A 19,896-nucleotide genomic window follows, 5' to 3' on the forward strand; every position below is an offset into this window, starting at 1 on the left:
TCGTTTCGTTATTCAGCGTAGAAGCGCCCTCCTTATTTACGCAACGGCCGTAGCGTAAATGGCTGGTTCCTGACGCGAGAACCTACGGACGCGGCACGTGCGCGGGAAAGGGATACGGCAGAGACATGACAGGGGCATGGCATGAGCGACGGCCCGGACCCCGCTGTCGCGCGGAGCCCGGGCCGTCGTCGCCGCGGCCGGCCGGTCAGGTCGGGCTGACCACGGCCCGCTGCTGCCGCTCGTCGCCGCCGGGTACCGTGCCCCCGGCGGCCGGGGCGGGCCCGGGGGGCTCCATCCGGTCCAGGCGCAGTCTCGTGTGCAGCCGGCGCAGCGGTCCGGGCGCCCACCAGTTGGCCGCGCCGAGCAGCGCCATGAGCGAGGGCACCAGCAGGGCCCGTACCAGCGTCGCGTCGATCAGGACGGCGAAGGCGGTGCCGAGGCCGAGCTCCTGCACGAACACCAGCCGGGACAGGGCCAGGGCACCCACGGCGAGGCAGAACAGGGCCGCCGCGGAGGTGACGATGGGGCCGGTGCGGGCCAGCCCCTCGGCCACCGCACGCCGGTCGTCGAGGCCCGCCTGACGGCCCTCCTTGATGCGGCCGAGCAGGAAGACGTTGTAGTCGGTGGACAGGCCGAAGGCGAGGGCGAAGACGAGCACCGGGGTGGTGGTCTCGATGCCGTTCTGGGTGGTGAAGCCCAGGTTGCCGTGCTGGAACACCCAGACCAGGAAGCCGAGCGCCGCCCCCGTGGACAGCGTGTTCATCAGCAGGGCCTTGAACGGCAGCACGACCGAGCCGGAGAAGGCGAACAGCAGCAGCAGGGTGACCACGGCGAGCACGGCCGCGGCCAGCGGCACCTTCGCACCGATGGAGTGCCGCTGGGCGAGGAAGTCCGCGGTCGTCCCGGTGTAGCGGGCAGGCACGGGAGCGTTGATGTCCTGCACCGCGGCGGCGGCGCTCTTGGCCCGGGCCCCGAGCGGGGCACCGTGCAGCACGGCGTCGACCTCCCAGTGCCGGCCGTCGAGCCGGAACGGCGCGCCGACCGACTCGACGCCGCGTACCTGCCCGATCCGCCCCGCGTAGGCGGCCAGGTCAGGACCGTCGGCCGGGGTGTCGAGCACGATCTGGAGCGGGTCGGCGGGCGGCTTGGCGAAGTCGCGGTCGAGGGCACGGGACACCTTGCCTGCGCTGGTGCCGGCCGGAAGGGTGGAGGCGTCGGCGCCGGTGAACTTCAGGCCCACGACCGGCGCGGCGACCACCAGCAGGACCGCGGTCGCGGCCACCGCGACCACCACCGGGCGGCGCATCACGCCGGACGCGATCCGGTGCCAGCGGTCGCCCGCCGCGTCCCGGGCCGTGGTGTCGCGCTGCCAGCGGCGCGGAGCCAGGGCGTTGACCCGGCGGCCCAGCACGGCCAGCAGCGCGGGCAGTCCGAGCAGGGCGAACAGGGCCGCCGAGACGACCGTGATGACGCCCGCGAGGCCCATCGAGCGGACGTAGGGCTGCGGGAAGACGGTGATCGAGGCGAGCGCGGCGGCCACGGTCATGGAACTGAAGAAGACCGTGCGGCCGGCGCTCGCCACCGTCCGCCGCACCGCCTCGGCGCCGGGGCCGTGGGCCGCCAGCTCCTCGCGGTAGCGGGAGACGATGAGCAGGCCGAAGTCGACCGCGAGGCCGAGTCCGAGGGCGAAGGCGAGATTGAGGGCGCCGGTGGACACGTTCATGAACATCGTGGCCAGCCGCAGTCCGGCCAGGGCGAGCAGCAGGGTGACGAGGGCGCCGGCCACCGGCACCAGCGCCGCCACCACGCCCCGGAACACCAGGAAGAGCAGGACGAGGATGAACGGCAGCGCCAGGCTCTCGGCCTTCGCGAGGTCTTCGTTGGACACCCGGGCGACCTGCACATGGCCCGGGGTGGCGCCGCCGAGCCAGGTCCGGCCGCGCAGCTCGGGGCTGGCGGCGATGGCCTTCTGGAGGGCCTTCTCCGCGTCGACGGTCGCCTGCTCCCTCATCGGGACGACCGAGCCGAGCACGACCGTGCTGCGGGAGTCCGTGGAGACGAGCGCCGGGTTCGCCGCCGAGGCGTAGTCGACGACCTGTTTGACCTCGGGGCGGGCGCGCAGCAGACCGACGGCGGCGGCGACCGGGGCCGGGAGCGGGGCCCTGGGGTCGATCGGGGCGTCGGTGCGGACCAGGATCGCGTAGCCCTGCTGGGCGTCGACACCCGTGGCCTGCTGGATGATCCGCCGGGCGACGACGTTCCGGCCCCCGGGATCGTCGTAGTCGGACAGGCCGTTGGTGAGCTTGCTTTCCACGGTGCCGCCGAACAGGGCGGCCAGAACGGCGGCGAGGACAGCCAGTAACAGGCTGGCGCGCCGCCGCGCGTGCAGTACGGAGCCCAGGGCAGAGAACATGGATGGTCACCTTCCGTCGGTTCGGCGAGTGTGGCGGCGAGCCCTTTAGTCCCGCTGAAGCGCGGCGCGTTACCCGCGTGCGGCCGGTCCGGCCGAGCCCATTGGTGGCATCCGGCGCTTTAGCCCTCCTGAAGGCGGGCGGCGCACAGTCGCTCGTGTCCGCGCCGGTCCGTGTGCGCGGCCGGTCATCGCTGTGACGGGAGATCCAGTTGATCGACAACATGTTCGTGATTGACGCCACCGTTCACCCGTACAACGTGGCGGACGGCAATCTGCGCAAGGACGGGGAGTTCCCGAACCTGCACGCCTTCGCGCTGCGCGAGATGCTCTGGGGGATGCACGAGAGGTTCGCGACCGAGGGCTCCGGCATCCCGCGCGAGGCATTCTGCACCGACTGGCCGCCGGAGCTGCTCGCCTGGACCCTGTTCACGGAGTCCGACGTCGACATGGCGGTCAACCACCGGCTGCGCATCGACGCCGTGTTCGAGGACGGGCTGTGCAACGGCGAGAAGAACCGCGTACTGGCCGAGAAGTGGCCGCAGCGCATCGTGCCCTACGCCGGCATCAACCCCGCGCTCGGCGTCGAGGCCTGTCTGAAGGACCTGCGTGAGCAGGTGGCGCGGGTGCCGGGCACCATCGGCATCAAGATGTACCCCAACGCCGGTTCCCCGGACCTGAGCTGGCGCCTGGACGACCCGGAGTTCACCCCTCTGTTCGAGCTCGCCAAGGAACTCGGCATAAAGATCGTCGCGTTGCACAAGATCGTCCCCAACGGCCTCGTACCGCTCGGTCCGTTCGGCATCGACGACCTGGAGACCGTCGCCATCCGGCACATCGACCTGTCCTTCGAGATCGTGCACGCCGGACTGCCTCCGTTCGTGGAGGAGGTCGCCATGGCACTGATGCGGCTGCCCAACGTCTACGCCAACCTCGAGATCACCTCCGCGATCCTCGCCCACGGCATGGGCTACGTCGAGGAGGCCCTCGCCCAGCTGATCTCCCTCGGCGGCGCCGAGAAGATCATCTACGCCTCCGGGGCGCTGCACTTCCACCCGCAGCCGGTGCTGGAGAAGATGGCCCGGCTTTCCTTCCCGGACCGGACCCTGGAGCGGTACGGCCTGGAGCAGATCACCCGCGAGCAGCGGGCCGCCTTCCTCGCCGGCAACTACGCCCGCATCGCCGGTATCGACCTCGCGGCCGCCGCGCAGCGGGTACGAGACGACGAGTTCGCCCGCGCCCGCGCGCAGCACGGCGGGAACCGGCCGATGTGGTCGTACTGGCGCGAGACCCAGCCGGAGCTGTGGGCGGCGGCCGGGGCCGCGTCGTGAGTGCCGGGATCTCACCCGTCGAGCGGGTGCGGGCGGCGCTGGAGGAGGTGTACGACCCCTGCAGCCAGTCCTGGCAGCGGCCGATGAGCCTGGTCGACCTGGGCCTGGTGCGGGACGTGACGGTCGGTGCCGACGGTCGCGCGACGGTTCGCGTCAGCCTGACCGCGCCGTTCTGCATGGCCGTACCGGTCATCATGCAGTCGGTGGAGCAGCGGGTCGCGGCGGTGCCGGGCATCGAGCAGGTACGGGTCGAGCTGGACGGCACCACCCTGTGGCACGAGGGCCTGATGACCGAAAGGGGCCGGGCTCTGCTGGCGGCGGCCCGCGCGGACGACCGCCGCACCCTTCCGCTCGCCGCGGTCACCTCGGGCCCCCGCTAGGGCCTGTCCGGCGGATCAGGACGCAGGAAACCGACCGCGCCTGACAAGCGCAGGCGGGCCTGCCGGGCACCCCGCGAGGGAGAGATGGGGACGGGATGCCCGGTCCGCGCGTATGCGAAGTCCCCCGGAGCGCCCGTACGGCGGCGCGGCTCCGGGGGACTTCGCATACGCGCCGGCAGCCGGCCGGAGCTGCGGCACGCTTCAGAGGGCGGCGGCCACCGGCGGTTCCGTCGCCGCGCGCCGGCGCAGTGCGGCGAAGTCGAGGACCTGGTCGGTGAGGATGTCGAGACGGCGGGTGGTGCGCGGGTCGGCGCAGACGTCGGGGGCCGGGAAGACGGTGGCGGCGGGGACGACGACGCCCATCGGGACCGCCCAGCCGCGCAGCGCCTGCGCCGAGGCGCGCAGCGCGGTGAGGGCCGAGGCTCCGGCGACCTCGTTCCAGGCGACGGCCAGGCAGCCGACGGAGCGGCCGTCGAGGTAGCGACGGCGGTCGCGGGCCAGCCCCTCCGTGTGGTCGAGGGCGTTCTTCAGCAGGCCGGACATGCCTCCGTGGTAGGTCGGGCTGGCCAGCAGCACGCCGTCCGCGTCACGCAGCGCGGCCAGCAGCCGCAGCTGTGCCGCCGACGGCACGTGCGCCTCCGGGTCGTAGAGCGGCAGCACCAGGTCGGCGCCGGTGAGCAGGGTGACCTCGGCCCCCGCACCGGCGGCCCGGGAGGCGCAGTACCGCAGGGCCGCCGCGGAGACCGAGCCGGTGCGCAGCGAGCCGCCGAGGGCGGCGATGCGGATCGGACGCATGACAACTCCGTAATCTCTCATCTCTCGTCAACTCGCTTACGAGCCACGGGACTTCACAGCCGGGCCAGCGCCCGCTCGGCTGCCTGCGCCGCGCTCAGCAGGCAGGCGTCGGCGAGCAGGCCGCGCGGGCCCACCCAGTCGCCTGCGACGTACACGCCGGGGCGGCCGGGGACCTCGGGACCGGGTCGCCCCCGCAGACCGCCGTGCCGGGCCTGGGGTACGGCCGTCATGGTCGTGATGCGCGGCAGGAAGCGCTCGTGGACCAGGGCGTCGCGCCAGCCGGGCTGGCAGAGGTCGAGCAGGCCGTACAGCCGTTTGCGGACCTCGTCCGGGCCGAGGCCGGCACCGTCGTCGTAGCGGGCGAGGTGCAGGACCGCGCCGCCGGGCGGGGCGAGGCGGGCGGTGCGGGAGAACACCGAGAGGTACAGGGGCTCGTCGACGCCGTAGACGAGGGATCGGTCCGGGGCGGGCAGCCGGCTGAGGGCAACGTCGAGGCAGGCGGTGCGCAGCGGGCGTCCGGCGGGGTCCGGCTGCGCGTCGTCGAGGTCCAGGAGCTGCCAGGCCGTGCGCCGGGCCGGCCCGGCCAGGATCACCGCACGCGCCCGTACGGCCCCGCCGTCGGCGATGACGACCCGGGGCCGCTCCCCCGCCTCGACGGCGGTGACCCGGGCGGCGGCGCGCACCCGCACGCCGGCGGACCGGGCGCGGGCGCGCAGCGCGTCCACCAGGGTGCGCCAGCCGCCGTCGACGTACGTCACCCCGCGCCGCACCTCGGCGAAGTGCGCCGCCAGCGCGTCCGCGCCGATCATGGCTGGGCTGCCGGTGTAGGTGCTCAGACGCAGCACGGCGAAGGCGGCCTGCCGGGCGCGTGCGGTGGGCAGCCGCTCGCCGAGCCAGGCCTCGACGTCGAGGCCGGCGAGGCCGGGGTGCGGCCGGGCCAGGCCCAGCAGGCGTGCCACGGCGAGGCGTTCACGGGGCGCGAGCAGGCCGGTGCGCAGCAGCGGACCGGGCGCGGCGTAGCCGGGGTGCAGGGCGCCGTCGCACAGCGCCAGTGCTCCGCCGAGCCGGGGCGCCCGGCCGGGCACCGCGACACCGAGCGCCCGCAGCTGTGCCCGGGCGGTCCGATACAGCGCCCGCGGTCCGAGCCCCAGCCGGTATCCGTCCTGTTCCGTGGTCCGGGCCCGGCCGCCGAGTTCACCGGCGGCCTCCAGCAGCAGCACCCGCCGACCGGCCGCGCCGCGGGCCACCCGCACGGCGGCGGCGAGCCCGGTCAGCCCGCCCCCGACCACCACGACGTCGGCCCACTCCTCGGCGCGTGCGCGCGCACCGCCCTCCCGGCCGCCCGGCAGGTGTGCGCGTCCCGGCGGAGCACCGTCGCCGGTCGTCCCGTGTCCCGGGCCGGGTACGGCGCTCTGGGCGCTCATCGGGTGCCTGCCCCGCCCACCGGTCCCCGGCGGCCCGCGTCTGCGGTCCGTCCCACGGTCCTCATGCCCCCTCGGCCCCCGGCAGCAGGAACGGGAAGCCGTGCCGCCCGAGTTCGCGGGCCGCGTCCGTCACCGCGTCGACCAGGGCGTCCAGGTCGTCCGTGCTGTGGGCGCCGCCGGTGAAGAGCATGGGCAGACTGAGGGTGTAGAAGCCGCGGCGGCGCAGCATCAGCGTCAGCAGGAAGAAGGCGATCGGGTTCACCGAGGCGGCGAAGGTGCGGTAGTCGTCGTAGCTCTCCTGGACGAGGAACCCGAACGAGCCGATGAAGTCGCCGAAGCCGACCAGGCGCAGCGGGATGCCGGTCTCGCCGCGAAATCCGGCGAGGCGCCGCTGGATGCCGGCGACCTTGGCACGGGTCTCGGTGTAGTAGGTGTCGCGGCGCTCGTGGAGCAGGCGCAGGCTGGCGTACGACGCGGCGAGCGCCAGGTGGTTGCCGGCGTGGGTGGTCTGCACACAGGTCTTGTGGCCGATGTCGGTCAGCGGCAGCCCGGAGGTCTGGGTGTGGTCGAGGATGGCCGCCTTCCCGCCGACGGCGGACAGCGGGATACCGAGGCCGCTGATCACCTTGCCGTAGCAGTACAGGTCGGCCTCCAGGCCGAAGTACTGCGCCGCGCCGCCGGGTCCGTAGCGGAAGCCGGTGAGCACCTCGTCCAGCACGAACGGGACCCGCAGCGCGCGGCACCGCTCCGAGACCGTCTTCAGCAGCGGGACGGTGTGCTCCACGAACGGGAAGGAGGAGGACGCCGCCTCGGTCAGTACGCAGGCCAGCTCGCCCCGGTGCCGTTCGATCAGTTCGACGGCCCGGTCGGCGTCGTTCGGCAGCACCAGCAGGTCGCGCGGGTCGGCGACCGGCACGCCGGTCAGCGCGGACTGCCGTTCGATGCCGCCGTCGGGCGCGTGGCCCGGGAAGGGGTGGGTGGGGTGGCCGTGGTACCAGAAGGCGGTGTTGTGCATGCCGAGGTCGTGCACGCCGTGCAGCGCCCCCTCGAACTTGGCGACCATGCGCCGTCCGGTGTGCGCGCGGGCGAGCCGGATCGCCGCTGCGGTGGCGTCGGTGCCGGAGTTGAGGAACGCGAACTTCTCCACGTGCGGCACGAACTCGCCCAGTAGGTCGACGAGTTGTGCCTCGATCGGGGTGCAGTAGCCGTTGCCGGTCGTGGTGGCGAGCTGCTCGCGCACGAAGTCCACCACCGGCTCGGGGCTGTGCCCGTGCAGCGCCTGCGCGCCGAAGCCGAGGTGGCAGTCGGTGTAGGTGTTGCCGTCGACGTCGACGATGCGGCTGCCGTGCGCCTCGGTCACCATCAGCGGGAACTGGGGGGCGTGGAACGGCCAGAAGACGTGGGTGGCGGCGTCCCGGGCGCGCAGCCGCTCGGTGGCGGCGGCCGAGCCCTTCTGGCGCTCCGCCAGCTCGGCGAACAGGTCGATCAGCCACTGCTGGGTGAGCAGTTCGGCGACCAGGGACTCGACGGACGCCGCGGGAGCGGCAGAGGTCGTCATGACGGGCTCCAGGGAGGAAGGTCAGTTCGGCTTGGTCGCGCGCAGCACGCCGTAGCGCATGACCCCGCGCTCGTACGCCTGCTTCATGAGCGGGACGGAGTTGAGGAAGCGGAAGATGTCCATGCCCTTGGCGCGGACCAGCTTCCAGATGACGGACGGGTCGCGCACGACCGGCTTGACGATGTCGGTGGACAGCTTCCAGGTGTCCCACACGCGCGGTGACCAGTCGGCCGTGCGGACGTCGGTCAGGCCGAGTTCTGCGGCGAGGGCGGCGTAGTGGTCAAGGGGCAGCACGTGGGAGATGACGAAGTCGCGGTAGATGCGCTGCAGCAGCCGGTCCTCGTTCGGGGCGAGCCGGTCGTCGCGGGCGCACCAGGTGGCCACGAGCAGGATGCCGCCGGGCTTGAGGACGCGCCGGCACTCGGCGAGGAACGCCGTCTTGTCCGGCATGATCTCGCAGCTCTCCAACGCCCACACCACGTCGAAGGTGTCGTCCGGGTAGTCGGTGTGCAGGGCGTCGACCAGCCGGAAGACGGTGCGGTCGGCGACGTTCGCGGCGGCGGCCTTGGCGCCCGCGCGGGTGACCTGCTCGGCGCTGAGGGTGATGCCGTCCACGGTGCAGCCGAGGTGCTCGGCGAGGTGGACGGCGGAGGCGCCGATGCCGCAGCCGGCGTCGAGGACACGGGCGCCCTCGGGGACCGGCCCGAAGGCGATGAGTTCCTCGACCAGGCGGACCTGGGCGGCGTGCCGGCCCGGGTCGGGCTCGCCCTCGGCCCAGTAGCCGTGGTGGATGTGCTCGCCCCAGAGATCCTCGTAGAGGTCGATCAGCCCGTCGTAGTGGTCCTTGACCGCCGCGTGCAGGTCCGGGGTGGACCAGCGCGGCGTGAGTGCACTCGTCGTCATGGCGGGGTTTCCCATCGGAATGCGTGAGCGGGGTGTCAGAAGCGCACGAGTGCCGACTCCATGGTCAGCCCGGGACCGAAGGCCATGAGCACGGCGTGCTCGCCGGGCGCGGGCCGGGCCTCGCGCAGGATGCGGTCGAGGATGAGCAGGATGGTGGCGGAGGAGCAGTTGCCGTGGTCGGCGAGCACGGCCCGCGACGGGGCGAGCTGCTCCGGCGTGAGGTCCAGCCGCTCGCCGACGAAGTCGATGATCTTCGGCCCGCCCGGGTGCACGCCCCAGTGCCGTACGTCGCCCACGTCCAGGCCGTGCGGGGCGAGCAGTCGCTTGACGAACGGCTCGATGCTCTCGGCGAGGTAGAACGGCACGTAGGGGGAGAGCGTCATACGGAACGCGGTGTCCTCGATGTGCCAGCTCATGGCGTGGGTGGTCTCGGTGTGGGTCTCGGTGTGGGTGCCGAGGAACACCGGGCCGGGCCCGCCGTCGTCGGCGGCCAGCAGCGTCATCGCTCCGGCGTCCCCGAACAGGGCGTTGACGACGGCCTGTTCGGCGGTGATCTCGGGGCGGTGGTGGACGGAGCAGACCTCGGCGCTGCCCGCCAGCGCAAGGTCGCCGGGGCGGGCGGCGAGCGCGTCGAAGGCGGTCTTGAGCACGTTGAACGCGGCGTTGCAGCCCATGTGCCCGACGAAGGTGCGGCGCAGGTCCTGACGCAGCCGGAACTCCTTGGCCAGCCAGATGTCCGGGGTCGGCCCGGCGTAGCCGGTGCAACTGCCGAACACCAAGGTGCCGACCCGGTCGCGCAGTTCGCCCGGCGCGGCCTCGTCCAGGACGGCGCCCACGGTGCGGCGGCTCATGGCGAGCACGTGCTCCTCCCAGGCCCGCATGCGCGGCCCGATCGACGGAAAGCCGTCGGCGTACGCGGTGCGCGGGTCCCAGGCCATGTGCCGCTGCCGTACGCCGGAGCCGCGGAAGATCTCCTCGGCCTGGGGCACGTCCGCGAACAGCCGCCGGTAGTAGGTGTCGTAGGCGCTCGCCTGCGGCACGACGGTCTGCGGGGCGGCGGTGGAGAGGGCGAGCAGCCGCGCCGCTCCCCGGGTGGTCCCTGTGGTCACGACGTGGCCCCCGACAGCACCCGGGCCCCGGACTCCACGCGCTCCTTGATGGCGGCGAGGAAGCCCTCGGTGACCTGGTCGCTCTGCTGCCTGGCGAACGGCTCGACCAGCGGCAGCACCACGGGCGCGATGGCGACGTCGGCCTCGGAGCGGGTGTCGATCTCCAGATAGGTGGTGCCGGGCGCGTGGCCGTCGGTGGTGCGGAAGACACCCCAGGAACGGAAGTTGTGCTCCCCGACCGGCTCCCAGCGGATCAGCGCCGGATCGCTGGTGTCGAAGCGGGTGCGGTGGTCGGGGGTGTGGCTGACGGCGCCGTTGGAGATCGTCTGCAGGACGTAGTGGTAGATGTCGTCGCCCTCGGCGGTGAGGCTTTCCACGCCGGGCATCAGCAGGCCGCAGCCCACGACGTCGAGCAGCAGGGCGCGCACGGCGTCCGGGCCGGCCTCGACCTCGGTGCCGGCCAGACTGGCGGAGCGTATGGAGACCATGGTGACCCTCTCACGGAGCGGTGGCGGTGGAGCCGGGTTTGACGGCGTGGCCGATGTAGCTGGCCGACAGGTCGCCGGTGAGGGTGAACTCCCCCAGCCGGCGGTGGCGCAGCAGGCCGGGCAGCAGCGCGGGCAGCGGGCGGGCGGGGCTCAGACCGTGGGTGCCGCCCAGACGCAGGCCGGCGTCGGCCAGCAGGCGGCGCAGCTCGGCGGGACGGATGAACATCTTCCAGTTGTGGGTGCCGGGCTTGATGATGCCGAGCAGCTTCTCGGCGACGAGGATGAGCAGCAGACAGCTGCGCACGGTCCGGTTGACGGTGTCGAACAGCAGCACCCCGCCGGGCACCAGCAGCCGGTCGATCTCGGCGAGCGCGGCGGGCAGGTCGTGGAAGTGCTCCAGCACGTCGGAGGCGACCACGGCCTCGGCGCAGCCGTCCGGCAGCCCGGTGCCGTAGGCGGAGCCGACCAGGTAGGTCACCTCGACTCCGGAGGCGGCCGCGTGCCGCCGGGCGGCGGCGACAGTGCCGGGCGACAGGTCGATGCCGGTGACCCGGTAGCCGCGGGCGGCGAGGTTCTCGGAGACCAGACCGCCGCCGCAGCCCAGGTCGACGACGCGGACGGCGTCGGCCGGGCGGTCGGGGAAGCGCTCCTGGACGATCCGGTGGAAGTAGCCGGTGCGGGCCGGGTTCATCTCGTGCAGCGCGCGCAGCGGGCCCTCGGTGTTCCACCAGTCGTCGCCGACCTCTTCGTAGTACGCGTTGTCGATCCGCACCCGGCCCGGGTCCAGCGCCGCGGCGCGGTCGGGGGCCTGGGAGGCCGCAGGGGACGTCGTCATCACACCCACCTCGGGGTCTCGACCGGGCTGATGCCCAGGGTGGCCTTGCCGATGAACTCGCGGGCCATGTCGTTGCTGAACGGCAGCAGGGGGCCCGCCTTGACGTCCCGCCAGATCTGGCCGATGCGGGAGCCGTCGCGGATGCCGGAGCCGCCGATCACCTCGAAGGCGGTGGCGACGACGTGCTCGGCCTCGTTGGTGATGTAGTACTTCGGTACGCAGGTGTCGGCGACGAACGCCGGCAGGTCCTCGCCCGGGTCGACGTGCCGGGTGGCGTACTCGGTGAGCAGGGCGTCCATGGTGGCGAGCGAGGACCGCATCCGGGCCACGGCGAACTGGATGCCGGGCAGCCGGGCCAGATCGCTCACGGCCGTGGTGGACCGGCCGCGGGTGCGTTCGAGGGCCAGCTCGTAGGCGCGTTCGGCGAGTCCGAGGAACACGGCGGCGAAGCAGTAGTGGCCCCACTGCTGGCGGGCCATCACGAACAGCGGGGTGAGCCCGTCCGGGAACACCGAGTCCTCGGCGGCCACGGGCAGGGAGTCCAGGCGCAGCGAGTGCGAGCCGGTCATCGGCAGGGCGAAGCCGTGCCAGTGCGCGGCCACCTCGATGCCGCTCGCGGGTTTCTCGACGAAGAACGCGGCGAGGTTGAAGGGCGGTTCGAGGTGTTCGTCGTCGAGGCCGGCCGTGAGCACGAGGTGGGTGGCGGCGTCGTAGCCGGTGGCGAAGTGCTTGAGCCCGTCGAGGACGAAGCCGTCCTCGGTGCGGCGGGCCGTGGTGGAGGGCCGCACCCAGTTGCCGCCGGAGCCCTCGTCGGTGAACGGTCCGACGACGAACGCGCCGTCCCGCACCGCACCGAACATCCGCTCCCGCACGGCCGCGCTCAGATCGCTGCGCATCGAGCCGGTGAGCACGGCGTGGATGGCGAGTGTGAACGCGGTCGAGCCGCAGCCGCCGGCGATGATCCGCAGCAGCCGGGTGTTCTCCTCCAGGTCGGCCTCGAACCCGCCCAGCTCGCGCGGCACGTTGACGGCGGTCAGCCCCGAGTCCACCAGGTCACGGATGTTCTCCGCGACGAACTCGCCCTTGTCGTAGCCCTGTCGGCCGCGCTCCTCGAAGCGTGCGGCCAGCCGGCGGGCGGTGTCCTCCAGCTCGGCCCGGCGCGCGTCCCGCCCGGTGTCCGCGGCGTCGTGTACGGCGGTGGCCATGGCGCTCAGCCCTCCCATCGGGGTTCGGCGAAGACGGGCACGCCGAGCGCGTGCTTGCCCGCCCACTCGGCGGTCACATCGGAGTTCGGCGGGACCAGCAGCCCGGCCACCACGTCCCGGTAGGCGCGCTGCAGCGGATGCGCGGACAGCAGCGCGGAGCCGCCCTGCACCTGGAGCGCCAGCGTGACCACCTCGTGGGCGAGCCGGCACACGCTGTTCTTCATCACGCTCATCTCGATGTAGTGGCCGAGCGGGTCGGCGGCGATCGCGGTGGCGTGGTCGGCGCGTACGGCCTGGTACAGATGTGCCTCGGCCGCGGCGAGCCGGGTGCGCATCTCGGCGACCCGGAACTGGACGCCGGGCAGGTGGGCCACCGTGCGGTCCAGCACGTGCAGGGTGCGCCCGCGCTGCTCGCCCACGACCTGGTCCAGAGCGCCGCGGGCGATGCCGAGGAACACGGAGGCGAAGCTGCACCAGGCCCAGTGCACCCCCTGCATGAACATCAGCGGCAGCGCACCGGGGGTGCCCACCAGGTGTTCCTCGCCGACGAACAGGTCCTCCAGCAGCAGGGTGTGGCTGCCGGTCGCGCGCATGCCGGCCGCGTCCCACTCGGCGGTCACGGTGACCCCGTGCTCCGGCTTGGGCACGAGGAAGCCGACGGGCTCGGGCAGTCCCCGGTCGTCGGTGCGGGCCGCTGACAGGAAGAGCAGGTCGGCGGCGGGGAACCCGGTGAAGAAGCCCTTGCGCCCGTTCAGCACGTACCCGCCCTCGACCGGCTCGGCCCTGGTCGTCGGGTGCCACCAGTTGCCGCCGACGCCGGGCTCGCTGAAGCCGCCCGCGATGACCGCGCCCTCATGGGCGATGGCGTGGTAGGCGCGCTCGGCGGCCGGGCCGCCGATGCCGGCGATCATCGCGATGCCGTGGACGTGCATGTTGACGGCGAACGCGGTGCTCGCGCACCCGGCCGCCAGCGTCTCCTGGGCCCGGCACAGCTCCTCCAGGCCCGCTCCGCCGCCGCCGTGCTCGCGCGGCACGGTCATCGCGGTGTAGCCGGTGGCGACCAGCTCGCGGATGTTCTCGTGCGGAAAGCTGGCCTCGGCGTCGTGCGCGGCGGCCCGCTCGGCGAACCGCCCGGCGAGTTCCGCGGCCAGCGCCACGTGGTCGGTGCGGGCGGGCGCCTGTGATGTCACCGTCATCGTGCGCTCCCGGCCAGCGCCCGCTCCTCGGGCACCACGTCGGCCAGGTAGCGCACGAGGCTGCCCACGGTGTCGCCCCCGGAGCGGGTCGCCAGGGCCAGCCAGTCGGCGATCTCGACCTCGCCGTACACCTCGCGGATGCGTTCGAAGAGCTCGGCGAGCTCCACCGAGTCCAGGCCGAGGTCGCCGGTGAGCCGGGAGCGCTCGGTGATCTGCCGCAGCGCCGTGTCGGGGCGTACGGCGGCGAGTTGCTCGATCAGTGTCGTCATGAGGGCTTGCGCCCGGTCGTCCTGCACATCCACTCCTGGAGCGAGGTCTGAAGGTCTGACGCGATCGTGAAAGTCCGGAAAGTGCCCTTGCGGACAGGGTGTCGGCGTGTGCTGTAGCGGCGGTTGCGCCGGTGCGTCATGCCGCCGTCTGCTCGTCGCGGCACCGCTCGATCAGCGTCCACAGGGTGCCCGGCGTGTCGAACACGCCGGGCACCAGGTCCTCGTCGGGGATGCCGATGCCGTACTCGCTCTCGACCCGGATCAGCAGCTCGACCATGGCCAGGGAGTCCAGGCCGACCGCCTTCAGGCTGGTGTCGGCGCCGACCTCCCCCTTCTCCGCGAGCCGGGGCAGGGCTTCCTTCAGCACGTCCTCGTACGCCGTGTCCCATCGGTTGCTCATGTCAGCTCCTCGCTGTCGTCACTGCGCTGCGTGTGTCGGCCGCCGGCACCGGGTGGCGGTGCAGGGCGAGCCGGGTGGCGGAGACGACCCGCCCGCCGTCGACCAGCACCTCGGCCGGGGCCCGGTGGCCGAGGAAGCCGAGGAGCGAGGCGGTCAGGCCGTACGCGCCGACGTTCGGGAAGGCGAGCACGGTGCCGGGCCGCAGCCCGGCCAGCTCCACCGAGCGGCCGAGCAGATCGGCCGGAGTGCACAGCGGACCGGCCAGGGTGACCCGCCGGACCTCGCCGTCGGCCGGGCCGAGCGGCCGGGCCTTCATCGGCAGCAGCCGGCCGAGGCCGGACAGCCCGCCGAGGTGGTTGACGCCGGCGTCGAGCACGGCGAACCGGGTGCCCTTGCTGTCCTTGACGTCGACGACGGTGGTCAGCAGCGTGCCGCTGTCCCCGACCAGGTGCCGTCCCGACTCGAAGGCGATGTGCGGCGCGCCCTGCCGCCAGCCGGGCAGTTCGGCGTCGAGGACGCCGGTGACCGCCTTCCGCAGCGCGGGATAGCGGGGCCGCTCGCCGGGCACCGCGTAGGGCGCGGCGAAGCCGCCGCCGAGGTCCACGAGCCGCAGGGACAGGCCGAGTTCGTCGCGCAGCGCGGCCGCGGTGCGCACGCTCTGCACGATCTCGGCGATCAGGCCCGCCTCGTCACGGGCGTTGGTCAGCGGGAAGAAGTGCAGGCCGGCGATCCGGGCGCCCGGCACCCGCAGCCGCTCGGGCGCGGACAGCAGGGCGTCGACGTCGAAGCCGAACTGCGAGGCGCTGCCGGTCATCCTGAGCCCGGCGTCGCCCGGCGCACCGGCCGCGTTGACGCGCAGCAGGCAGTCGACGGCCGTGCCGTGCGCCGCGCCCGCCGCGCCGACCCGCTCCAGGTCGCCGAACGACTCCACGGAGAAGGCCCGCACCCCCTGCGCCACGGCCTCGCGCAGCTCGCCGGGAGTCTTGCCGGGGCCGGAGTACAGCAGCTCGCCCGCGGCGCAGCCGGCCTCCAGCGCGGCGGCCAGCTCGCCGCGCGAGGTGATCTCGGCGTGCGCGCCGCAGCGGGCCAGCTCGGCCACCAGGCCGGGGTGCGGGTTGGCCTTCAACGAGTAGTAGAGCCGGGCCGGTTCGGGCAGCGCGGCGGCCAGGTCGTGGCAGGCCCGCCGGACCCGGGCGAGGTCGTGGACGTAGAGCGGGCTGCCGTAGGCGGACAGCAGTTCCTCGAACCGCTCGTCAGCGTGCACCCTCGGCCTCCTCCAGATGGGCCCTGAGGCGCTTGCGGTCCGTCTTGCCGTTGGGGGTGAGCGGCAGCGCCGGCAGCACCTGGCACTCCTCGGGCACCTTGGCCGCCTCCAGGCGGTCGGACAGCCCCTCGATGACCTGCTCGGGTGTGGCCTCGCCGACGGTGAACAGCACCATGTCGCGGCCGCCCTCGGGCACCAGCAGGGCCGCCTCGCGCACCCCGGGGACGTCGAGTGCGGCGGCCTCGATCTCGATGGCGCTCATCCGGTGGCCGCGCCGCTTGAACAGGTCGTCACGGCGGCCCTGGAAGTACAGGTGGCCGTCGGCGTCCAGCCGGCCGTAGTCGCCGGTGTGCAGGGTGACCCGTCCGTCGGGGCCCGGGCGGAAGCGCAGGGCGGTGGCCTCGGGGGCGCGCCAGTAGCCGGCCATGACGTGCGGGCCGCGCACCGCGATCTCGCCGGTCTCCCCGGCGGGCAGCGGCCGGGCCGCGTCGTCGAGAATCAGCACCTCGGTGCCGGGCAGTGCCGGACCGACCGAGCCGGGCCGCGCCAGGTCGCCGTCCGGTTCGAGAATGGTGATCCGCTTGCATTCGGTGGTGCCGAACATCGGCGCGACCGCGGCGCCGGGGAACCGCTCCCGCAGGTCCGTGATGAGCGGTGCGTTGAGGGCGGCCCCGGTGTTGGTGAACAGCCTTACATCCGTGGGGCGTTGATCTCGTGTGGCCAGCTTGACGAGGAGTTCGCCGAGGGAGGGCACGAGCGGGACGACGGTGGCGCCGTGGTCGCGGGCGAAACCGAGCAACCGGGCGTGCGCGTCGGCTTCGGAGAGCAGCAGCTCGGCCCCGGTCAGCGCGCAGAGCAGGATCTGGTAGAGGCCGTAGTCGAAGGAGAGCGGTACGGCGGTGAGCACCACGTCGTCCGGGCGGTAGCCGAGGCGGGCCGCCACCGCGCGGGCCGCGAAGGCGACGGGCGCGTGCGGGGAGGCCACGGCCTTGGGCGCGGAGGTGCTGCCGGAGGTGTAGATGAGCAGCGCGAGCCGGTCGGCGGGCACGGGCCGGGCCGGACCCGTGGGGGTGCCGGACGGGGTGAACGCGATGTCGTCCACGGCCAGCACGGTGGCCCCGGCGGGCCAGGCAACCCCGTCGGCCCGTGCCGCCTCGGCGGCGGTGGTGACGATCAGCGCGGGCTCGGCGTCGGCGAGCACGGACCGCAGGTGGTAGGCCTTCATGGCGGGGCTGATCGGCACGAACGTGGCACCGTGCCGCCAGGTGCCGTACATGAGCGCGGCGAACTCGCAGACGCTGCCGACGCGGGCCAGCACCCGGTCGCCGGGGCGGACGCCGAGCACGGCCAGGCGCTGCTCGACGGCGCGGGCCGCCGCGTCCAGCCGGCGGTAGCTCCAGGCCTTCTCCCGGTCGCGCACGGCGGGCGCGTCGGGCCAGAGGGCGACGGCCCGGCCGAGAAAGGCCTCGGCGGCGTTCTCGACCGCGCTGTCCACGAACGTGGACGCGGACACGGGGTCCGCGGCGGGGTCGGTGGCAGGGACGGGGGTGGCGAAAGTGGTCACGACGGCGTCTCCGTGGACTCGGTGCCGTAGCGCGGCTCGTCGGTGAGCTCGATCACCGCGCAGGTGCAGGTGAAACCGGAACCGCCGCCGACCAGCAGGACCTTGTCGCCGCCGCGCAGCGCGCCGGTGGCCACCAGGTGGTCGAACCCGGCCGTCTGGTCACCGGCGCCCAGGTGCCCGGCCTGCCGGGCGAAGTCCCAGCTGGATTTGGCGAGCGGGATGCCGAACAGAGTCTGGACCTGCCAGTCCATGCGGCTGCGCCCGCTGGCGGGTACGACCACGCGGGCCACGGACTCCATGTCGGTGTCGGCGTCCGCGAGGGCCCGGGCCACGGCCCTCTTGACGGTCGCGCTCAGCCGCTCGGTGGCCCCGCGCAGCCTGGCCGCGTCCTGGGCGTAGTGGCCGAGCCGCCCGGCCAGGTCGAGCGGTTCGGAGGTGGGGTTCGGCCGGAAGCCGCTGCCGCGGACCACCGCTTCGAGGGAGTTGTCGGCCTCGGTCGCCGTGGACAGCAGCCGGGCGAAGCCGCCGCGGCGGGACAGCAGCAGCGCGGTGGCGCCGTCGGCGTAGACGAAGCCGGGCTCGCTGCTCCAGCGGCGGATCAGCGGCTCGCCGAAGCGGTCGGCCGAGGTGACGACCGCCGCGGCGGTGGGCCCGGCACCGGCCAGGTGACGGGCGGCCAGCTCGACCGCCGCCAGGCCGGCGTTGCACTCCTGGCGCAGCCCGAAGGCCGGTACGTGCGCGCCGACAGCGTGGCCCGCTATGTAGGACGCGGCGGGCCACATGTCCACGCCCTGGAACCAGATGCAGGTGTGTACGAGCAGTTCGACGTCGCCGGCGTCCAGGCCGGAGCGCTTGAGCGCGGTCGTCGCCGCCTGCACGGCCATCTCCGGCGGTGCGGTCTCCTCGTCGGCGACCCGTACGGACAGCAGGTCGTCGGCCGCGCACTGCTCGGGATCGTAGTGGCCGCTGTCCATCGCCGACCGCGCCGTGACCGGACCGGGCAGCCAGACCCCGGTGCCCGCCACGTGTACGCCTTCCCAGCGCATATCTCTCCCCTCGTCGTCGCCATCCGCGGTGCGCGTCCGGATGCCCGACCGCCCGGGATGCGCCTGCCGGGAATGCTCCGGAGCCGGGCTTTGGCCCGGCTAAATCCCCCGCGCACCGCCCGGCCGGCGGGGCGGGAGGCGCAAGCGGGGCTTCAGCATCCGGGCCGAGGCTGCTGCCGGGCGCGCCCCGTGCGGCCCCCAGGCGAGCGCGACGGAGGCCGCGATGCAGGAGAGCTACGAGCAACGGACGTACGACACGGCGGTGCCCGCCCCCGCTGAGCCGGCGGATCCACGCCGCTGGTGGGTGCTCGCGGTGCTGTCCCTCGCCCTGTTCGTGATCACCGTCAACAACGGTCTGCTGAACGTGGCGCTGCCCAGCGTGATGCGCGACCTGGGCGCGGGGATCGGCACCACGCAATGGATCGTCGACGGGTACGCGCTCGTCTTCGCGGCCTGCCTGCTCACCGCCGGCACCCTGTCCGACCGCTACGGCCGCAAGCGGGCCACGCTGCTCGGGGTCGCCCTGTTCGGCGCGGGCACGCTGATCGCGCTGACCGCGGCCGGAGCGGCCCAACTGGTCGCCGCGCGGGCCGTGATGGGGGTGGCGGCGGCGCTGGTGATGCCGGGCACGCTGTCGATCCTGGTGGATGTGTTCCCGCGGCCGGAGCGGCCGCGGGCCATCGCCGTGTGGGGCGGCACCTCCGCGCTCGGGGTGGCCGCGGGCCCGGTGCTCGGCGGCGCCCTCGTCGCCCACTTCTGGTGGGGCTCGGTGTTCCTGGTGAACCTGGTGCCGGTGGCCGCCGTTCTCGCCGCGGGCCTGGTGCTGCTGCCGGAGTCGTCGGCGAAGGACCCCCGCCCGGCGGATCCGGGGGGCGCGCTGCTCGGTTCGGCCGCCATGGTGGGGCTGGTCTACGGCGCCATCCACGCCGCCGGGCGGGGCTGGACCTCGGCGCCGGTGCTCGGCGCGTTCGGCGCGGCACTGCTCGCGGCGGCCCTGTTCGTCGCGTGGGAACGCAAGGCTCCGAGCCCGATGGTGGACTTCGCTCTGCTGAGCCGCCCGGTCTTCCTCGGCGCGAGCGCCGGCAACATGCTGCTGTTCAGCGGGCTCGCCGGCACGCTCTTCGTGCTCACCCAGTATCTCCAGTTCGCCCTGGGCTACGGCGCGTTGCGCGCCGGTCTCGCCATCGCGCCGGTCGCCGTGGCGGTCGGGGCGGGCTCGGCCGTCTCACCCGCGTTGACCAGGCGCACCGGGGCGCGCGGTGCCGTCACGGCCGGTCTGGCGGCCGCCGCCGCCGGGATCCTGACGCTGTCCGCCGCGCACGGCTATCCGGTGATCCTGGCAGGCCTCGCGCTCATGGGAACCGGCGTCGGCGTGGCGCTGACGCCGGCGACGGACACCGTCCTCGGGCTGGTGCCACCGCAGCGGTCGGGCAACGCGGCCGCGCTCAACGACACCATGCAGGAACTCGGCAACGCGGTCGGCGTCGCCGTCGTCGGCACCGTCCTCGCCCGGCGCTCCGGCGCACCGGGCGCAGGCGCCCGCATCGGAGCGGCCGCAGGGACCGGGTTCACGGCCGCCGCCGCGATCGTCGCACTGGGCGCGCTGCTGGCCGCCGCCCTGCTGCCGGGTCCGGAGCGGGGCGCGGACCGCGCCGGTGAACCGGTCCCGGACCGCATGTGAGGAATTCCCGGGTCCTTCCCCAATCCGTCCCTGTTCTC

At 73.7% G+C, this 19,896-nt stretch carries 18 protein-coding genes; 3 read left to right on the forward strand and 15 right to left on the reverse strand.

All coding sequences use genetic code 11. The features are described from left to right. Positions 1–205: 205 nt before the first annotated feature. Positions 206–2,413: an MMPL family transporter gene (locus BIV23_RS31900; protein ID WP_071384461.1), complete on the reverse strand. Its 2,208-nt coding sequence runs from the start codon at positions 2,411–2,413 to the stop codon at positions 206–208. 209 nt (positions 2,414–2,622) lie between these two features. Between BIV23_RS31900 and BIV23_RS31905 the strand changes: the two genes are divergently transcribed. Together BIV23_RS31905 and BIV23_RS31910 are read left to right on the forward strand one after the other, a co-directional pair. Beyond that, the gene (locus BIV23_RS31905) at positions 2,623–3,741 is read left to right on the forward strand and encodes an amidohydrolase family protein (RefSeq protein WP_071384462.1); all 1,119 of its coding nucleotides are present in this window, start codon (positions 2,623–2,625) and stop codon (positions 3,739–3,741) included. Beyond that, positions 3,738–4,121, forward strand: coding sequence for a metal-sulfur cluster assembly factor (locus BIV23_RS31910; protein ID WP_177240110.1), 384 nt, complete (start codon positions 3,738–3,740; stop codon positions 4,119–4,121). The genes BIV23_RS31905 and BIV23_RS31910 overlap by 4 nt, the downstream gene beginning before the upstream one ends. A gap of 201 nt (positions 4,122–4,322) precedes the next feature. Here the strand turns inward: BIV23_RS31910 and BIV23_RS31915 are convergent, their stop codons facing one another. From BIV23_RS31915 to BIV23_RS31980, 14 genes are all read right to left on the reverse strand, one after another. Next, the gene (locus tag BIV23_RS31915; protein WP_071384464.1) at positions 4,323–4,916 is read right to left on the reverse strand and encodes an NADPH-dependent FMN reductase; all 594 of its coding nucleotides are present in this window, start codon (positions 4,914–4,916) and stop codon (positions 4,323–4,325) included. Positions 4,917–4,969: 53 nt separating this feature from the next. Further along, entirely contained in the window at positions 4,970–6,340 is a 1,371-nt protein-coding gene (locus tag BIV23_RS31920) for a phytoene desaturase family protein (RefSeq protein ID WP_079173526.1), read from the reverse strand. Between the two features lie 61 nt (positions 6,341–6,401). Further along, the gene (locus BIV23_RS31925) at positions 6,402–7,898 is read right to left on the reverse strand and encodes an aminotransferase class III-fold pyridoxal phosphate-dependent enzyme (RefSeq protein WP_071384465.1); all 1,497 of its coding nucleotides are present in this window, start codon (positions 7,896–7,898) and stop codon (positions 6,402–6,404) included. Between the two features lie 21 nt (positions 7,899–7,919). After that, positions 7,920–8,801, reverse strand: coding sequence for a methyltransferase domain-containing protein (locus BIV23_RS31930; RefSeq protein WP_071384466.1), 882 nt, complete (start codon positions 8,799–8,801; stop codon positions 7,920–7,922). 35 nt (positions 8,802–8,836) lie between these two features. Next, complete coding sequence (locus tag BIV23_RS31935; protein WP_079173528.1) at positions 8,837–9,910, reverse strand: type III polyketide synthase; 1,074 nt, start codon at positions 9,908–9,910, stop codon at positions 8,837–8,839. Further along, a complete protein-coding gene (locus BIV23_RS31940) occupies positions 9,907–10,398 on the reverse strand; it encodes an SRPBCC family protein (RefSeq protein WP_071384467.1) in 492 nt (163 codons plus the stop codon). Before BIV23_RS31940 ends, BIV23_RS31935 begins: the two co-directional genes overlap by 4 nt. Positions 10,399–10,408: 10 nt before the next feature. Then, complete coding sequence (ubiG, locus tag BIV23_RS31945; RefSeq protein ID WP_079173529.1) at positions 10,409–11,233, reverse strand: bifunctional 2-polyprenyl-6-hydroxyphenol methylase/3-demethylubiquinol 3-O-methyltransferase UbiG; 825 nt, start codon at positions 11,231–11,233, stop codon at positions 10,409–10,411. Then, a complete protein-coding gene (locus BIV23_RS31950; RefSeq protein ID WP_071384468.1) occupies positions 11,233–12,438 on the reverse strand; it encodes an acyl-CoA dehydrogenase family protein in 1,206 nt (401 codons plus the stop codon). Before BIV23_RS31950 ends, ubiG begins: the two co-directional genes overlap by 1 nt. A gap of 5 nt (positions 12,439–12,443) precedes the next feature. After that, positions 12,444–13,634 carry an acyl-CoA dehydrogenase family protein gene (locus tag BIV23_RS31955; protein WP_071384469.1) on the reverse strand — a complete coding sequence of 397 codons (1,191 nt, stop codon included), beginning with the start codon at positions 13,632–13,634 and terminating at the stop codon, positions 12,444–12,446. Beyond that, entirely contained in the window at positions 13,631–13,930 is a 300-nt protein-coding gene (locus tag BIV23_RS31960; RefSeq protein WP_071384470.1) for an acyl carrier protein, read from the reverse strand. Before BIV23_RS31960 ends, BIV23_RS31955 begins: the two co-directional genes overlap by 4 nt. A gap of 109 nt (positions 13,931–14,039) precedes the next feature. Then, positions 14,040–14,303, reverse strand: coding sequence for an acyl carrier protein (locus tag BIV23_RS31965; protein WP_071384471.1), 264 nt, complete (start codon positions 14,301–14,303; stop codon positions 14,040–14,042). A gap of 1 nt (position 14,304) precedes the next feature. Next, positions 14,305–15,567 carry a type III PLP-dependent enzyme domain-containing protein gene (locus tag BIV23_RS31970; RefSeq protein WP_071384472.1) on the reverse strand — a complete coding sequence of 421 codons (1,263 nt, stop codon included), beginning with the start codon at positions 15,565–15,567 and terminating at the stop codon, positions 14,305–14,307. Further along, entirely contained in the window at positions 15,557–17,080 is a 1,524-nt protein-coding gene (locus tag BIV23_RS31975) for a class I adenylate-forming enzyme family protein (protein WP_107471328.1), read from the reverse strand. Before BIV23_RS31975 ends, BIV23_RS31970 begins: the two co-directional genes overlap by 11 nt. A 47-nt stretch (positions 17,081–17,127) precedes the next feature. Next, positions 17,128–18,177 carry a ketoacyl-ACP synthase III family protein gene (locus tag BIV23_RS31980; RefSeq protein WP_071384474.1) on the reverse strand — a complete coding sequence of 350 codons (1,050 nt, stop codon included), beginning with the start codon at positions 18,175–18,177 and terminating at the stop codon, positions 17,128–17,130. A gap of 223 nt (positions 18,178–18,400) precedes the next feature. Here BIV23_RS31980 and BIV23_RS31985 point away from each other — a divergent pair, with 223 nt between their 5' ends. Beyond that, positions 18,401–19,858 carry an MFS transporter gene (locus tag BIV23_RS31985; protein WP_071384475.1) on the forward strand — a complete coding sequence of 486 codons (1,458 nt, stop codon included), beginning with the start codon at positions 18,401–18,403 and terminating at the stop codon, positions 19,856–19,858. Positions 19,859–19,896: the final 38 nt, after the last annotated feature.

Origin of the sequence: Streptomyces monashensis (assembly GCF_001866665.1) — a bacterium.
GTDB classification, from domain to species: Bacteria; Actinomycetota; Actinomycetes; order Streptomycetales; family Streptomycetaceae; genus Streptomyces; species Streptomyces monashensis.

Coding starts and splice junctions, on each gene's coding strand:
- BIV23_RS31900 (WP_071384461.1), bottom strand. CDS start 2,413: ATGTTCTCTGCCCTGGGCTCCGTACTGCACGCGCGGCGGCGCGCCAGC.
- BIV23_RS31915 (WP_071384464.1), bottom strand. CDS start 4,916: ATGCGTCCGATCCGCATCGCCGCCCTCGGCGGCTCGCTGCGCACCGGC.
- BIV23_RS31920 (WP_079173526.1), bottom strand. CDS start 6,340: ATGAGCGCCCAGAGCGCCGTACCCGGCCCGGGACACGGGACGACCGGC.
- BIV23_RS31925 (WP_071384465.1), bottom strand. CDS start 7,898: ATGACGACCTCTGCCGCTCCCGCGGCGTCCGTCGAGTCCCTGGTCGCC.
- BIV23_RS31930 (WP_071384466.1), bottom strand. CDS start 8,801: ATGACGACGAGTGCACTCACGCCGCGCTGGTCCACCCCGGACCTGCAC.
- BIV23_RS31940 (WP_071384467.1), bottom strand. CDS start 10,398: ATGGTCTCCATACGCTCCGCCAGTCTGGCCGGCACCGAGGTCGAGGCC.
- ubiG (WP_079173529.1), bottom strand. CDS start 11,233: ATGACGACGTCCCCTGCGGCCTCCCAGGCCCCCGACCGCGCCGCGGCG.
- BIV23_RS31950 (WP_071384468.1), bottom strand. CDS start 12,438: ATGGCCACCGCCGTACACGACGCCGCGGACACCGGGCGGGACGCGCGC.
- BIV23_RS31955 (WP_071384469.1), bottom strand. CDS start 13,634: ATGACGGTGACATCACAGGCGCCCGCCCGCACCGACCACGTGGCGCTG.
- BIV23_RS31965 (WP_071384471.1), bottom strand. CDS start 14,303: ATGAGCAACCGATGGGACACGGCGTACGAGGACGTGCTGAAGGAAGCC.
- BIV23_RS31980 (WP_071384474.1), bottom strand. CDS start 18,177: ATGCGCTGGGAAGGCGTACACGTGGCGGGCACCGGGGTCTGGCTGCCC.
- BIV23_RS31985 (WP_071384475.1), top strand. CDS start 18,401: ATGCAGGAGAGCTACGAGCAACGGACGTACGACACGGCGGTGCCCGCC.